Source organism: Streptomyces sp. NPDC008238, assembly GCF_042956445.1.
Classification (GTDB): Bacteria; Actinomycetota; Actinomycetes; order Streptomycetales; family Streptomycetaceae; genus Actinacidiphila.
In genome coordinates this window covers 46,580-61,308 of record NZ_JBIBGK010000026.1, presented here as the reverse complement: position 1 = coordinate 61,308, position 14,729 = coordinate 46,580, and the positions used below count along the sequence as shown (strand labels likewise).

General features: G+C 75.1%; 12 protein-coding genes and 1 pseudogene. 6 read left to right on the top strand and 7 right to left on the bottom strand.

Features of this window, described 5'->3' with window-relative positions:
* Nucleotides 1-34 precede the first annotated feature (34 nt).
* Genes ACFZAU_RS34115 through ACFZAU_RS34105 form a run of 3 tightly spaced genes read right to left on the bottom strand, consistent with a single transcriptional unit; the run spans nt 35 to nt 3,716 of the window.
* The gene (locus ACFZAU_RS34115) at nt 35-1,570 is read right to left on the bottom strand and encodes an ATP-dependent DNA ligase (protein ID WP_500555389.1); all 1,536 of its coding nucleotides are present in this window, start codon (nt 1,568-1,570) and stop codon (nt 35-37) included.
* Nucleotides 1,571-1,617: 47 nt separating this feature from the next.
* On the bottom strand, nt 1,618-2,754 hold the full coding sequence (locus ACFZAU_RS34110) for a site-2 protease family protein (protein WP_500555388.1): 1,137 nt from the start codon (nt 2,752-2,754) through the stop codon (nt 1,618-1,620).
* 17 nt (nt 2,755-2,771) lie between these two features.
* Nucleotides 2,772-3,716, bottom strand: a complete 945-nt coding sequence (locus tag ACFZAU_RS34105; RefSeq protein ID WP_500555387.1) for an AraC family transcriptional regulator — start codon at nt 3,714-3,716, stop codon at nt 2,772-2,774.
* A gap of 190 nt (nt 3,717-3,906) precedes the next feature.
* Between ACFZAU_RS34105 and ACFZAU_RS34100 the strand changes: the two genes are divergently transcribed.
* From ACFZAU_RS34100 to ACFZAU_RS34090, 3 genes and pseudogenes are all read left to right on the top strand, one after another.
* Complete coding sequence (locus ACFZAU_RS34100) at nt 3,907-5,115, top strand: RNA-guided endonuclease InsQ/TnpB family protein (RefSeq protein ID WP_500555421.1); 1,209 nt, start codon at nt 3,907-3,909, stop codon at nt 5,113-5,115.
* A 53-nt stretch (nt 5,116-5,168) separates the two neighbouring features.
* A pseudogene (locus ACFZAU_RS34095) lies at nt 5,169-5,423 on the top strand (DUF4360 domain-containing protein); the annotation flags it as partial.
* 138 nt (nt 5,424-5,561) lie between these two features.
* Nucleotides 5,562-5,999, top strand: coding sequence for a glutaredoxin domain-containing protein (locus ACFZAU_RS34090; protein WP_500555386.1), 438 nt, complete (start codon nt 5,562-5,564; stop codon nt 5,997-5,999).
* A gap of 19 nt (nt 6,000-6,018) precedes the next feature.
* On the opposite strand, the gene ACFZAU_RS34085 is transcribed toward ACFZAU_RS34090, so the two are convergent.
* Entirely contained in the window at nt 6,019-6,873 is an 855-nt protein-coding gene (locus tag ACFZAU_RS34085) for an alpha/beta fold hydrolase (RefSeq protein WP_500555385.1), read from the bottom strand.
* Between the two features lie 97 nt (nt 6,874-6,970).
* Between ACFZAU_RS34085 and ACFZAU_RS34080 the strand changes: the two genes are divergently transcribed.
* From ACFZAU_RS34080 to ACFZAU_RS34070, 3 genes are all read left to right on the top strand, one after another.
* Nucleotides 6,971-7,603, top strand: coding sequence for a GNAT family N-acetyltransferase (locus ACFZAU_RS34080; RefSeq protein ID WP_500555384.1), 633 nt, complete (start codon nt 6,971-6,973; stop codon nt 7,601-7,603).
* Nucleotides 7,604-7,784: 181 nt separating this feature from the next.
* Entirely contained in the window at nt 7,785-10,076 is a 2,292-nt protein-coding gene (locus tag ACFZAU_RS34075; protein ID WP_500555383.1) for a TIGR03618 family F420-dependent PPOX class oxidoreductase, read from the top strand.
* Between the two features lie 290 nt (nt 10,077-10,366).
* Entirely contained in the window at nt 10,367-11,533 is a 1,167-nt protein-coding gene (locus ACFZAU_RS34070) for an MBL fold metallo-hydrolase (protein ID WP_500555382.1), read from the top strand.
* A gap of 49 nt (nt 11,534-11,582) precedes the next feature.
* On the opposite strand, the gene ACFZAU_RS34065 is transcribed toward ACFZAU_RS34070, so the two are convergent.
* The 3 genes from ACFZAU_RS34065 to ACFZAU_RS34055 form a co-directional block, all read right to left on the bottom strand.
* Nucleotides 11,583-11,984 (bottom strand): beta-galactosidase domain 4-containing protein, encoded by a 402-nt coding sequence (locus tag ACFZAU_RS34065; protein ID WP_500555381.1) that lies wholly within the window; start codon nt 11,982-11,984, stop codon nt 11,583-11,585.
* Nucleotides 11,985-12,246: 262 nt separating this feature from the next.
* Nucleotides 12,247-12,801 (bottom strand): P-loop nucleotide/nucleoside kinase family protein, encoded by a 555-nt coding sequence (locus ACFZAU_RS34060; RefSeq protein WP_500555380.1) that lies wholly within the window; start codon nt 12,799-12,801, stop codon nt 12,247-12,249.
* A gap of 66 nt (nt 12,802-12,867) precedes the next feature.
* The gene (locus tag ACFZAU_RS34055; RefSeq protein WP_500555379.1) at nt 12,868-14,421 is read right to left on the bottom strand and encodes a hypothetical protein; all 1,554 of its coding nucleotides are present in this window, start codon (nt 14,419-14,421) and stop codon (nt 12,868-12,870) included.
* Nucleotides 14,422-14,729 lie beyond the last annotated feature (308 nt).

Sequence of the window (14,729 nt, the reverse complement as noted above, 5' to 3'; positions counted from 1 at the left end):
GCCCGGCACGGTCGCCCCGTGCCGGGCCCGCCCCTCAGCGCCGCAACGCCAGCACCGTGTCGACGGTGTCCGCCTCGGCGGCCGTCTTGTCCTCGCGGTAGCGCAGGACGCGGGCGAAGCGGAGCGTGACGCCCGCCGGGTAGCGGGTGGAGCGCTGCAGGCCGTCGAAGGCGATCTCGACGACGAGCTCGGGGCGGACCCGGACCACCCATCCGTCGTCGCTGACGGCCAGTTCGCCCAGCCGCCCGGTCTGCCAGTCGAGCATGGCGTCCGTCAGGCCCTTGAAGGTCTTGCCGAGCATCGCGAAGGTGCCGTCGGGGCGGCGGGCGCCGAGGTGGAGGTTGGACAGCTTGCCGGTCCGCCGGCCGTGCCCCCACTCGGCGGCGAGGACCACCAGGTCCAGGGTGTGCACCGGCTTCACCTTGAGCCAGGCCGCACCGCGCCGCCCGGCGCTGTACGGGGCGTCGAGCGCCTTGGCGACGATCCCCTCGTGGCCCCGCTCCAGCACCTCCTCCGCGAAGTCGCGGGCCGCCTGACGGACGGCCGGGTCGCCCGGGTCGTGCGCCACCAGCCGGCGCACCCGGCGCGGCTCGGGGGCGACCCGGGCCAGCTCCTCGTGGCGCTCGGCGGTGGACAGGTCCAGCAGGTCGCGGCCGTCCACCGACAGCAGGTCGAAGAAGACCGGCGCCACGGGCAGCGACTCCCGGGCGGCCGCGACGTCCAGGCGCGAGCCCACCCGCGAGGAGGTCTCCTGGAAGGCGCGGGGCCGCCCGTCCGCGCCGAAGGAGATGACCTCGCCGTCGAGCACGGCCTCCGCCACGTCCAACTCCCGGGCCGCGGCGACGACTTCCGGCAACCGGCCGGTGATCTCGTCCAGCGTGCGGGTGTACACGCGGACGTCCTCACCCGTCCGGTGCACCTGGACCCGGATGCCGTCCAGCTTCTCCTCCAGCGCGCACGGGCCCAGCCGGTCCAGGGCCTCGTCCACGTCCTTCGCGGTCTGCGCGAGCATCGGCTGCACGGGTCGGCCCACCTCCAGACGGAACGCCGCCAGCGCCTGAGGACCACCGGCCAGCAGCGCCCGCGCCACCGCGCCCAGCGAACCGCCCAGCATCACCGCGCGCCGCACCTCCTCCGGGGGCGCCCCGGCCGCCGCGGCGAGGCCCTCGACCGCGAGCGCGTCGAGCGCCCCCTGCCGCAGCTCGCCGCCGATCAGCCCCAGCAGGAACACCTGCTCCTCCTCGGTGGCCGCCCCCATCAGCCCCGCCACCAACCGCTTGCGTTCGGCCGCCGCCCCCTTGCCGGTGACCGCCGCGATCCGGTCCAGCGCCGCGTGGACCTCGCCCACCGTCAGCCGGGGCGCCGGCGCGGGTTCCGCGCGCTCCCGCAGCGTGCTCCAGCCGACCCCGGTACGCCGCTGGGGCAGCCGCCCCGCCAGGTACGTGATCACCACGGGCGCCTCGTCGGGCTCCGCGGTACGCAGCAGCCGGGCCAGCGCCGCCACCTTCTCCGACCGGGCGGGCGTGGCCGCCACCTCCCGGGACGTCCGGGCGAGCTCAGCGAGCAACATGGCTCCATCCTGGACCGCCCGTGCCGTGCGCGCAGCCGCCGCGGAGGTCAGGCGGAGGGCCGCCGGGCCGTCATGCCACGGTGCTGGACGATCCGGGAGACGTCGCTGCCGGTGACGATGCCGACCGGGCGGCCGCCGTCGACGACGATGACGCGGACCCCGCCGGCCCCGGGGCGCAGGCGGTCCAGGGCGTCGTTGACGTACTCCTCCGGCGTCCCGGTGGTGGTCTGCGACAGCGGGACGGCGACGTCGCGGACCCGCACCTCGGCGCGGCGCTCCGCCGGGACGGAGGCGAGCCGGCGCAGCTGCACCACCCCGCTGAGGCGGCCGTCGAAGTCGACCAGGGGCAGGGTGGAATGGCGGGCGGTGACCGCGACCTCGTCGACGAAGCGGTCCACCGGCAGCCAGTCGGGACCCGTCACGACGGGCGCCGACATGGCGTCCGCGAGGCGCACGCCGCGCAGGGCCGCGTTGATGACCGCGCGCCGCCGCTCCGCGCCCGCCGTGAGCGCCATGAAGAGCCCCACCAGGGCGAGCCACAGGCCGCTGGGCGCGCCCCGGGCGAAGACCAGCCAGCCGGCCATGACGAAGAGGAAGCCCAGCACCTGCCCGCCGCGCCCGGCGACCCGATCGGCGCGGTCGCGGTCCCCGGTCCGCCACCACAGCAGCGCCTGCAGCACCCGGCCGCCGTCCAGGGGTGCGGCGGGCAGCAGATTGAAGACGCCGAGCAGCAGGTTCGCCCAGCCCAGCCACACCAGCAGCGCCCCCGGCAGCGAGCGGGGGGCCGCCGCGTCCACACCGATACCCGCGCCGAGGGCGGCGCCGCCGATGACCAGGCTGGTCAGCGGGCCGCTGACGGCCACCATGAACGCCGCGCCCGCCGAGCCGGGCCGTCCCATGCGCGTCATCCCGCCCATGGCCCACAAGGTGACGTCCTCGACGGACAGGTGCTCGCGCCGAGCCGTGGCCGCGTGCGCCACCTCGTGCGCGAGCAGGCTCGCCATCAGCAGGACCGCGCCCGCGGCCGCGGCGAGGGTGTAGAGCCCCGACGACAGCCCCGGCACCCGGGCGGGCAGCGTCTCGCGGCCGAGTCCGTAACCGAGCAGCACGACGAGGACGGGGACGCTCCAGTGCATCCGGAGCGGGACCCCGAACACGCGCCCGACCTGGACCGAACCGTTCATGACTCCTCCCTCCAGTGTCACTCCGCCCGGACCGTGCCGGCACGGTGCTCCTGGGGGCTCACCCCCCGCACCCGCTTGAAGGCGGCGCTGAGCGCGAAGGGGCTGCCGTAGCCGACCCGGCGGGCGACCGCCCCGAGGGTGGCGTCCGGCTCCAGCAGCAGGTCCGCGGCGAGCGCGAGCCGCCAGCCGGTCAGGTACGCCATCGGCGGTTCACCGACCAGCTCCCCGAAGCGCCGGGCCAGCGCCGCCCGGGACACACCCGCCTCGGCGGCGAGCACCGCCACCGTCCACGGATGGGCCGGGTTGTTCTGCAGCAGCCGCAGCGCCCGGCCCACCACCGGGTCGGCGAAGGCCCGGTACCAGGCGGGCGCCGCCTCGCCGCGCCGGGCGAACCACGTGCGCAGCACGGAGATCAGCAGCAGGTCCAGCAGCCGGTCCAGCACCGCCTCCTGCCCTGGTTCGTCCTTGACGACCTCCTCGGCCAGCAGCGGCAGCAGCGGGCTCTCCCACTCGCGCGCCGGGAGCACCAGCAGCGGCGGCAGCGCGTCGAGCAGCCGCCGGCCGACCGCGCCGTCCAGCCGGTAGGTGCCGACCAGCAGCACGTCGCTGCCGTCGCTCCGGTTGCCCCAGGTCCGCACGCCCAGCGCCATCGCGTCGGCCAGGTCGTGGCCCTCCGCCGTACGGCACACCTCACCGGGCAGGATCCACGCCTGCGTCGGGGTCGAGGGGAGGTCGGCGACCGCGTACGGCGCCGGGCCCCGCGCCACGGCCACGTCCCCGGGCAGCAGCCGTACCGGCGCGCCGACTTGGGGCACGATCCACGCCCCGCCGCGCGCCGCCGTCATCACGCACAGCGGCGCCCGGTCCTCGATGCGCACCGACCACGGCGGCTCCATGACCATGCGCAGCAGGAAGGCGCCCCGCGCACGGGGGCCGTCGAGCAGGCCCGAGAGTGCGTCCATGTCCTCCAGCCTAGACGTCCGCGTATGAGGGCGGACCGATCGGCCAGGATGCGTCTCAGCCGCCACGACCGGGACCGCGGGGCGTCGTCGGTGTCGGCTGACTGTCCGGATCGTGGTTACGGGAGACGCGTGACGGTCTGCACAAATGTTCCCATCGCTACCTGTAAACCAACTAAGTAGCATGATCCACGTGCAGCTTCGGTACAGTTTCCGCTTGTACCCGGGCGCTGGTCAGCGTGCGGCGTTGGCGCGGGCGTTCGGGTGCGCGCGGGTGGTCTACAACGACGCCCTGCGGGCTCGGGAGACCGCCCGCAGGGAGGGCCTGTCGTTCCCGAAGACCGGGCACCTGTCGAAGGCGGTTATCACCGAGGCGAAGAAGACCTCGGAGCGGGCGTGGCTCGGCGAGGTGTCGTCGGTCGTCCTTCAGCAGTCGCTGCGGGATCTGGACGCGGCGTACCGGAACTTCTTCGACGGCCTGAAGGGCAAGCGTCCCCGCATGGGCGCACCCCGCTTCAAGTCGAAGAGGGACACGCGGCAGGCGGTGCGGTTCACGGCGAATGCCCGCTGGTCGATCACTCCCGGTGGCAGGCTGCGGCTACCGAAGATCGGCGATGTCGAAGTCAGGTGGTCACGGCGACTGCCGTCGGTGCCGTCCTCGGTGACGGTGGTCAAAGACAGTGCGGGCCGGTACTTTGCGAGTTTCGTCGTCGAGACCGGCCCAGAGGAACTGCTGCCGCAGACGACGCCCGAGATCGGGATCGACCTCGGGCTCGGGCATTTCGCGATCCTGTCCGACGGGACGAAGGTCGACAGTCCGCGCTTTCTGCGCCGAGCGGAGAAGCGCCTGAAGAGGGCGCAGCGGGCCCTGTCCCGCAAGGAGAAGGGCAGTAAGAACCGGAACAAGGCCAGGCTCCGTGTCGCGCGGGCACATGCGCGTGTGGCGGACGCACGCCACGATTTCCATCACCAGCTTTCCACGAGACTGATCCGCGAGAACCAAGCGGTCGCCGTGGAGGACCTGGCGGTGAAGGGGCTCGCCCGCACGCGCCTGGCCAAGTCCATCCACGACGCTGGTTGGTCGGCGTTCGTGGCGATGCTGGAGTACAAGGCCGCCCAGTACGGGCGCACCTTCGTCCGGATCGGCCGCTTCGAGCCCACGTCGCAGGTGTGCTCAGTATGCGGAGTCAACGACGGCCCCAAGCCGTTGCATGTCCGCGAGTGGACGTGCTCGGCGTGCGGAGCAGTCTTGGACCGGGACATCAACGCGGCGGTCAACGTCGCGAAGGCGGCCGGACTGGCCGTGACAGCCCGTCGAGCGCAGGTAAGACCGGGACTCGTCCCGGCACCGCGCAGCGAAGCGGGAACCCACCCGACACCACACCCCTCAAGGGCACGGTAGGCGGGTATCTCCCCCTTCAGCGGGAGGAGGACGTCAATACTTCCAAGGCTCCCGAGACCAGCGCCATCAGCCACACCTTCCGCGGCGCGCTCGACGACAACTGGCAGTCCACCGACAGCGTCGACGTCGCCGCGCTGGTCTGGGCACCCTGCGGTGAGCTGCGCAACTTCAAATTCAACACCGAACTGCGGGTGAGCGCGGGGAGTTCGGACCCGTCGCGGACCACGAGCTTCATGACGATGGACTCCACGGACGGGAGCATCAGGACCACCTACCACCTGGCGTGGAAGGAGTGCCCCGGCGGGTAGCCCGCCGCGCCCCGCGGGTCCCGGACCGGGCGGCGCGCGACGCCCGGTCCGGGACCCCGGTCCGTCGAGCTCTGGTCGGGGGCCGGGTCCGGGGCCGGGCCCGAGGGGTGTTCCGGCGTGCCGATAGCCTGCGTCACCATGACGCGCTCATGGACCATGCCGACGCTGATGGTGCTCTGCGGCGCGGTCGCCGCGGCGGGGCCGGCCCTCGCGGGACACCCCGGCAGGGCGGCGGTGCTGCTGCTGGTCTTCCTGGTGCTCGCGGGCGTGCTCTCGCCCTTGTTCTTCCCGAGGCCGGTCGGCGCGCTGGAGGCGCAGCGCCGCAGTGCGGCCGACGGCCGGCCGGTCGTCTTCTGGCGGCCGGGCTGCACCTACTGCATACGGCTGCGCATCCGGCTGGGCCGCGGTGCCCGCCGGCTGCACTGGGTCGACATCTGGCGCGACCCGGCGGGAGCCGCGGTGGTGAGGGCGGCCAACGGCGGCAACGAGACCGTGCCGACCGTCGTCGTGGCGGGCCGGCCGCACACCAACCCCGATCCCCGGTGGGTGCGCGAGCAGCTTCCCCCTCCCGCGTGACCGGAAGCCGGGTCCCGGGTCAGGGGGCGGTGATGGCGTCGGCGACCCGTTCGGGCTCGTCCACCTGCACGTAGTGCCCGGCGCGCATCAGCAGGCGCAGTTCGCTGTGCGGGAAGATCACGGAGAACTGCCGGGCGACACGGGTGTTGAGCCAGCGGTCGCGGGTGCCGAAGACCACCCGGACCGGCGGCTGGAACTCCCGCATCTCCGGTATGCGCCGCCGCCGGCTCAGCACCGCGTGCAGCAGTTCGTCGTTGAGCCCCCAGAACGCCGGGCGCGCCGCGGGGAATTGGGCGTAGAGCCGCTCCACGTACGCCTCGCGCACCTCCGGGTCGCGGATGAAGCCGCCCACCTGCCAGGCGTAGAGCCTGCGGTCCAGGTCGGGGCGGCGCCGGGCGACCGCGCGGGCCGCCGAGCGCAGCAGAGGGGTGGAGTACAGGGCGATCGCCGGAGGGCGGCGCAGCGCGGGCGTCCAGTGGTAGTAGGTGTTGAGCAGTACGAGCCGGGCCACGCGGTCCGGGTGGTCCAGCGCCCAGTCGATCGCGGGCGGTCCCGAGGAGTCGTGCGCCACCAGGACCAGTCGGCGGCTCGTGCGGCCCGCCGCGAGGGCGTCGGCGACGGCGGCGAGGTCGTCCACCTGCTGGGCGACGGTGTAGCGCCGGCCGGACGGCTTGTCGGAGCGCCCCCACCCGAGGAAGTCGAAGCGCACCACCGGGAGCCTGCCCGCGAGGTGCGGGAGGAGGCGGTCGTAGAGGCGGCTGCTGTCGGGGAGGCCGTGCATCAGGACCGCGGGCGCGCCCGGGCCGGGGGTGATCTCGGCGTGCAGGCGGTAGGGGCCGTGCGACACGGCCAGCGTCTCGGCGGCCGGGGCCATGGCGACCTCCCTCGGCCTGTGGGCCCCCGTGTGGTTCAGCCTAACGCGATGTGCCGCAGGGCTTGTGGGAGCGCTCCCATGCGCGCATCATGCCCGCATGACCCCACGCGCCGTGATCCGCCCGTACCGCCCGGAGGACCGGGCCGCCGTCTACGACATCTGTGTGCGCACCGGCCACGAGGGCGGCGACGCCCGGCACCTCTACGCCGACCACGACCTGCTGCCGGACAACTTCGCGGGGCCCTACGCCCACCTCGAGCCCGAACTGGCCTTCGTGGTCGACGACGGCACGCGCGCCGTCGGCTACATCGTCGGCACCGCGGACACCGCCGCCTTCGTGCGGCGCTTCCGCGTCGAGTGGCTGCCCCGCCTCGAACACCGTCACCCCAAGCCGTCCGCGCCCCCGGTCACCCCGGACGAACTGATGGCGGACCTCCTGCACCGCCCCGAGCGCATGATCGTGCCCGAACTCGCCGGGTACCCCGCACACCTGCACATCGACCTGCTGCCCGCCTACCAGCGACGCGGCTACGGACGGGAGCTGATGGGGCGTCTGTTCTCCGCCCTGGCCGGCCAGGGCGTCGGCGCCGTCCACCTCGGCATGGTCACCGCCAACACCGCGGCGCGCGCCTTCTACGACCGGATGGGTTTCCGGGAGCTCCCCGTGCCGGACCCCGGCCCCCTGACGTACCTGGGACGCCCGACCTCGCCGCCGCCGGTCAAGGGCTGAGGGGGGCGCGTCGCCGTCTCGTGCGGGGCGCAGCACGTCCTGCCGGGACGCGGCCGGCACGGGTCGTCCTGTCGCGCGCCCTGGAAAGCGCTTGCGGCGCGGCGGTAGAGTCACCCGCCGGCCGGTCGCCGCGGGAGGCCGGCGCGCCGCCCGAAGCCGTTCCCGACCCCGGAAGGGCCGCATGCGCACCATGACCAGGAGCACGCCGCCGCACCCCTTCGAACTGCCGCCGGAGGACCGGGAGCTGAGCCCGTACACGGGCTGGACCCGGGCCCACTGGGAGGCGGTCGCCGACGGCCTGCTCGCCGCCGTCGCCCCGTACGCCACGCCCGGTGGGGCGCTCTACCACCTCCCCGGGGGCCGCAACAGCCGCTCGGGCGCCCGCTCGGACGGCCTGGAGGGGTACGCGCGGACGTTCCTGCTCGCCGCGATCCGTGTGGCGGGCGCCGACGGTGATGATCCGTCAGGACTGCTGCAGCGCTACGCCGACGGCCTGGCCGCCGGCACCGCGCGCCCCGGCGGGGACGGGCCGGAGGACTGGCCCGTCGTGGCCGACCGCACACAACCGCTGGTCGAGGCCGCGTCCATCGCGATCGGGCTCCGGCTGACCCGCCGCCTGCTCTGGGACCGGCTGGACGGGCCCGTACGCGAACGCGCCACCGCCTGGCTCTCCCGGGCGGCCACCGCACAGGCGTGGCCCAACAACTGGGAGATGTTCCCCGCCACCGTGGGCGGCTTCCTCGGCGACCGGGACGCCGTCGCGCGGGGGCTGCGGCGCATCGACCGCTGGTACGTCGGCGACGGCTGGTACTCCGACGCCGACCTGCGCGCCTTTGACCACTACAACGGGTGGGCACTGCACCTCTACCCCGTGCTGGAGGCCTGGTTCTCCGGCGACACCGACCTCCTGGACCGCTACGGCGAGCGGCTGCGCGTCCATCTCGCCGACCACGCCCGGCTGTTCGGCGCCGACGGCGCGCCCCTCCACCAGGGCCGCTCGCTGACCTACCGCGTCGCCGCCGTCGCGCCGCTGTGGCTCGGCGCCCTCACCGGCCGCACCCCGCTCGCGCCCGGCACCACGCGGCGCCTTGCCTCCGGCGCCCTGCGCCACTTCCTGGACCGCGGCGCCGCGGGCCCCGACGGCCTGCTGTCGCTCGGCTGGCACGGGCCCTTCCCCGGTGTCCTGCAGGACTACTCCGGGCCGGGCTCCCCGTACTGGGCGAGCAAGGGCTTCCTCGGCCTGCTGCTGCCGCCGGGTCACGAGGTGTGGACGGCGCCCGAGGAGCCCGCCCCCGTCGAACGCGGCGACGCCCTGACCGCGCTGCCCGCGCCGAACTGGCTGATCCAGTCGACCGCCGCCGACGGCCTCGTACGCCTGCACAACCACGGCAGCGAGGACGACCGCTACGCGGCCCACTACGCGCGGTACGCCTACTCCACCGCCACCGCGCCCCTGACCGGCGACACGCCCCCCGACAACCACTTCGGGCCGCTCGGCACCGACGGCGCCGTCACCGCGCGCACCGGGCTCACCCCGCTCGGCGCCGGCGAGGGATGGGCAGCCTCCCGCTCCCGGGCGGGCGACCGGGTCCGCGTCGTCAGCCTCGTGATGGCCAGGGGCGCCGCCGAGGTCCGGGCCCACCTGGTCAGCGGGGCCGCCGCCGGCACGGCCGTACGGCAGACGGGCTGGCCCGCGGGCGAGGGGCTGACCTCCGAGCTGCTGCCGCTGCACGGTCTGTGTGCCGCCCCCGACCTGCCGCCCACCGCCACCGCGTGCGCCGCTCGCGCGGTCACCCCCGTCCTCGCCGGACAGACCACCGAGGCCGGCGGCAGCCGCGGCGACCTCTTCCTCTGCGCGGCCCGGCTCACCGGCGCCGGCGACGCCGGCCCGCTCTCCGCCGTCGCCGGGGTCCGGGTGGGCGTGTCGCCGTCGGGGGTGCACGAGGTGACCGTCGCCTGGGCCGACGGAGCCACCCACCGGGCGCGGCTGACCCGGCGGACGCGGTCGTGGAATCCTCGCCCCCGGACGGTCGTTGAGCCAGCCATGAGCGACACAGACCTCCTCCGCCTGCTCGCCGACACCGACGGCGGCGTGCTCGTCACCCTCAAGCGCGACGGCCGCCCCCAGCTGTCCAACGTCAACCACCACTACGACCCGGACACGAAGGTGCTGCGGGTCTCCCTCACCGACGACCGGGCCAAGACCCGCAACCTGCGCCGCGACCCCCGGGCGAGCTACCACGTCACCAGCGCCGACCGCTGGGCCTGGACCGTCGCGGAGGGCACGGCCGAACTCACCCCCGTCGCCGCGGAGCGCGACGACGCGACCGTCGAGGAGCTCATCGACCTCTACCGGGCCGTGCGGGGCGAACACCCCGACTGGGACGACTACCGCCGGGCCATGGTCGAGGACAAGCGCCTGGTGCTGAAGCTCCACGTCGAGCGCGCCTACGGCCAGCCCGGCCGCGGGTAGCGGCCCGTCCGGCGCGGCCCGGGTGCCGCCCGTACCCGGTGGGGCGGGCGGCACCCGGGCCGCGACGGTGGCACCATCGAAGGTACGGACACGAACTTCCGTACCGGCGAAAAGCCTGGTCACAGACGTGTGGCCGGCCCTGGGCGGGGCCGGCGGGCCGCCCCAGGACGATCCCGCGAAGGGGCGCGGAACCGGAATGACCGGTGTAGGAGTTGTCGCTGTACATACTGGTTCTGCCGGGGCCTGACGGCTCACGGCACGTTCGTGACCGCCGACCAACGGGAGGTGCCGTGTCCGGCCCCAGTCCGAAGCGTTCCCTGCTCTCCAGCCTCATCCCCGCCTTCGGCGACAACCCGTACGGGGAGCGGATGGAGCGCATCCGGCGGTCGCCGAACTTCGCCGACGGGGTGTTCACCAACCCCGTCGGCGCTCGTACGGCGCCCTCCGGATCGATGCTGCGGTTCGCCCGGACGTACTTCCGCAAGGGGGAGCGGATCCGCAGGGCCCCGGCGGGTGACATCCCGCTGCACACCACGACCCTCGCCGACCTGGCCGCCCCGCCCGCCTCGGGCCTGCGGCTCACCTGGATGGGCCACTCCACCGTCCTGGCCGAGATCGACGGGCGCCGCGTCCTGTTCGACCCGGTCTGGGGCGAGCGGTGCTCGCCGTTCTCCTTCGTCGGCCCCAAGCGGCTCCACGAGCCGCCGGTGGCGCTGAAGGAGCTGGGGGAGGCCGACGCGATCGTCATCTCCCACGACCACTACGACCACCTCGACATGCCGACGATCAAGGCGCTGGCCGGGTCCGGCACCCGTTTCGTGGTGCCGCTGGGCGTCGGCGCCCACCTGGAGCGCTGGGGCGTCCCCGCGGACCGCATGACCGAGCTGGACTGGCACGAGTCGACGCAGGTCGCCGGTCTCACCCTCACCGCGACCCCGGCGCGGCACTTCTGCGGCCGCGCGATCCGCAACACCCAGCACACGCTGTGGGCGTCCTGGGTCCTCGCGGGGCCCGAGCACCGCGTCTACCACAGCGGCGACACCGGCTACTTCCCCGGTTTCGCGGAGATCGGCGAGGCGTACGGGCCGTTCGACGCCACCATGGTGCAGATCGGTGCGTACAGCGACTTCTGGCCCGACATCCACATGACCCCCGAGGAGGGCGTCCGCGCCCACCAGGACCTGCGCGGCGAGGTCATGCTTCCCATCCACTGGGGCACGTTCAACCTGGCCCCGCACCCCTGGGAGGAGCCCGCCGAGGGCACCGTCACCGCGGCGCTCGCCGTGGGGGCCCGGGTCGCCGTGCCGCGCCCGGGAGAGCCCTTCGAGCCGGTGGCCGGGCTGCCGCTCGACCCCTGGTGGCGGGCGATCGCGCACGGGGCCGCCACCCGTACCTGGACCGCCCTCACCGACGACGCGCGGCCGGCCGCCCCCCAGCCGGACAGCGCCCCGGCCTGAGCCTCCGGGGGCGGGCGCAGCGCGCCCGCCCCTGCCGCGGGGCGGCCGGTCAGCGGGCCCCCGAGGGCGGTGAAGGTGAAGCCGTCCGCCGGCGCCCGCCACACGTCCAGCCGGGGGCCGGCGAGCGCGATGCCGTCGAGCAGCCGCGGTTTCCCCGGTGGCCGCGGTGCCCGGGCAGCAGCACCACGCCGCCCTCCGCGACCCGGGGACGGTGCGGCGCCGTGGCGGCGCCCGGCGGCGCCTGCGCGGAGGGCGGGGCGGGCCACTGGCCCCGGGCCACCTGGTGCCCTGCCGCCGCCCGTGCGATGTCCCGCGCCAGGACCGCCCGCACCTGCCAGAACGCCTCCCCGGCCGCCTGCCCGTCCGCCACGGCCGGCTCCGGCGGCTTCGGTTCCGTCGTGCCGCCCGCGGCGAGCGGCGGCGCCTCGAGGTCGCCCTGGGCCGCGACCACCCCGTCCGCCGTTCCCCGCCGGGTGCCGCCCGTACGCGCGGGGCCGTGGCGTCCGCCGCGTGCGGCGGACGTAGGCGGTCGTGGAGGTGCCGCGGTGCGCCGCGACGGGCGGCCCGCCGTCCTCGCGCGGGCGTACCCGGGCCGGTGCGCCCCGGCACGAGCGCCCGTGTCCCCTTCCCGTGCCGCCGCCGGCGCCGACGGGTCCTCACGCCAGGCGGCGGGCGGGAGCCGGACTAGCACTTCGCGCACAGCCCGCCGTGCGTCACAGCGCCGGGAAAGGACCGCCCGCGATCCGCAGCGCCAGCTGTACGACGTCCACCGGGCGGGTGGTGTCCACCCGGTGCACGCTGCCCAGGCCGAGCGGTTCGGCCATCTCCGTCCAGAACCGCCACTCCTCCTCGGGGAAGCGCGCGCCCTCCGTGTGCACCGGGTGCCGCGCCGCCGCCCGCTCCCGGAACCTGCGGCGCGCTGTGTCCGGCGGCACCGCGCACCACACCTCGTGCACCTCGGACGCGCCGGCCCGCGCGAGGCCCGCCGCCACCACGGGCCGCATGTGCGCCAGCCACGGGCTCTCCAGCACCGCGCCGACGGGTGCGTCCGCGAGCAGCGTCCACAACGTCTCGCCCGCCGCGGCACCGAGGCAGCGGCTCCACTCCCGCGCCCCGCTGCCCTCCGGGCGCAGCGCGGCCAGCGCGTCGGCCAGGGTCTCCTTCACCGAGTCCTTGCTGAACAGCGGGAGCTCGAGTTCGCGGGCTAGCATCCGGGCGAGGGTCGTCTTCCCGGCGCCGGGGAGACCGTTGACCAACACAGCTAACATGCCGCGACCTTAACCACGACACGGCCCGCGCAGGAGGGCGCCGCCCCGCCCTGCGCGCGGCGGGCCTCACGGGTGTGTCGCGGCCGCCTCCTCGGTGACGTCGATGCCCGTGAACCGGGCCCAGTTGCGGCCGATCTCGCCCCAGGCCGCCACCGGCCCGCCGCCCAGGCGGCCGGTGAACAGTGGCCGCAGATCGGTGTCGCGTTCCGCCCAGGCCGCGGAGAACTGGCTGCGGGTCACCCGCAGGCTGGTGTTGAGCTGGACGACGGCCGCCCGGGCGCAGTCCTCGCGCCATTCGTCGTCCGTCCAGGCGGCGGAGCCGACCGGGGGCCGCGCGGCCAGCGCCAGGCTGAGGAAGCACGCCGCGTTGTAGTTGACGAGGTATCCGGCGGCGGCCCTGTTGGAGCCGCGGTGCCGTGGCGCGGAACCGGCGATGCCCGCCCGGCTGTGTGTGTCCCCGCCCACGTGGTCGGCACCGGTGTGGTGGTCGGCGTACAGCAGCCGGCGCAGGCCCCAGTCGCGGCCGCCCCACAGTCGGCCCCAGCGCGCCCAGCCCCCGGTGACCTCCCGCGCCACGTTCCGGAACGCCGTGCGGACGTCGTCGGGTTCGGGCGAGCCGTTCTGGCGCAGCACCTCGGCGGCGCCGGCGATGCGTACCGCCCCGCGGAAGGAGCGGCGCCGGGTGCGCAGGGAGGGGCGGGGCCGCTCCATGGCCCACCACTGCCGCCAGTAGCGGCGTTCGCCCAGGTTGCGGCGGCCGGGCAGCAGGGTGCGGGCGTAGCGCCGCAGAATGGCCCGCCGCGACAGGCGCTTGAGCAGCCGTTCCAGGTGCTCCCGCGAACCGGGTTCGCGGCGCCTGCTGCGCTCCGCGTGCCGCGCCGGGTGGCGGCTCTCCTCGGCGCGGGCGATGGAGAGCCGGTAGGCCGTCTCGATGTGCTCGGGCCACAACTGGACGCAGTACGTGTAGATCTCGACGGCCTGCCGGATGTGGTCGCCGGGGTCGGCGACACCGGGGAACTGGCTCATCAGCTCCAGGACGCCCGCCTGGTGCTGGCGGACGGTGAGGTTCGCCGGCACCAGCGCCGCGGCCTCCTCGAAGTGCTCCAGTGCCCGCTCGTGGGCGGCGCGCTCGCCGCCCACGTCCCGGCGCTTGTTCGCGGCGAGCGCCTCCTCCTGCGCCCTGGTGCCCATGCGGTAGTGGCGGTAGGCGTCGGGGTCGTCGCCCCAGCTCTCCCAGCGGGGGATGCGGTCCTGCGAGCGCGGATCGGCGAGGATCTTGACGGTGCAGTAGCAGGCCACGCGTTCGTACAGCTCCCGCTCGGCGTCGCGCCTGTCCCGGTCGGTGGCGCCCGGCGCGGGGGTGCGGCCCTCCAGGATGGTCGCGGCCACCACCGTGTTCTTCGGCATGTACAGGATCCGCACCGAGAAGCGGGTGGGCTGGTCGCCCGTCGACAGGCAGTGCAGCATCACGTGGTACGCCCGGGGGCGGAAGAACGCGAGCCGCTTCATCACGTCCACCCAGCCGTGCGGGGAGGAGGCGGTCTCCGGTGCCGGGTCGGGCCCGATGGTCGTGCCGCTGCCCGGGGTGAGGACGTTCGGGCCGAGCGCGTCGGCGGCCATGTGCTCCGTGATGTACGCGGCGAGTTCGGCGGTGACCGCGGACTCGTGGCCGTGCCGTGATCGGGGGTGCCGGGGGCGCCGCCGTTGCCACGGTGCCCGTTGCCGTGGCCGCCGAGCAGACCGCGGTCCTCGCACACCACCACGGGCAGCAGCCGGCTGCTGCGATGCCGCCGCAGCAGCCCGGAGCCCAGCCGCAGCAGGCCGATGAACACGGCCACCGCGAAGATGCCGAGCACCCACACGGCGGTGCCCCCGGACTGCTCCCAGAACCCCTCCGGCCACGGGCCGCCGTCCCCGGCGGCCGCGGG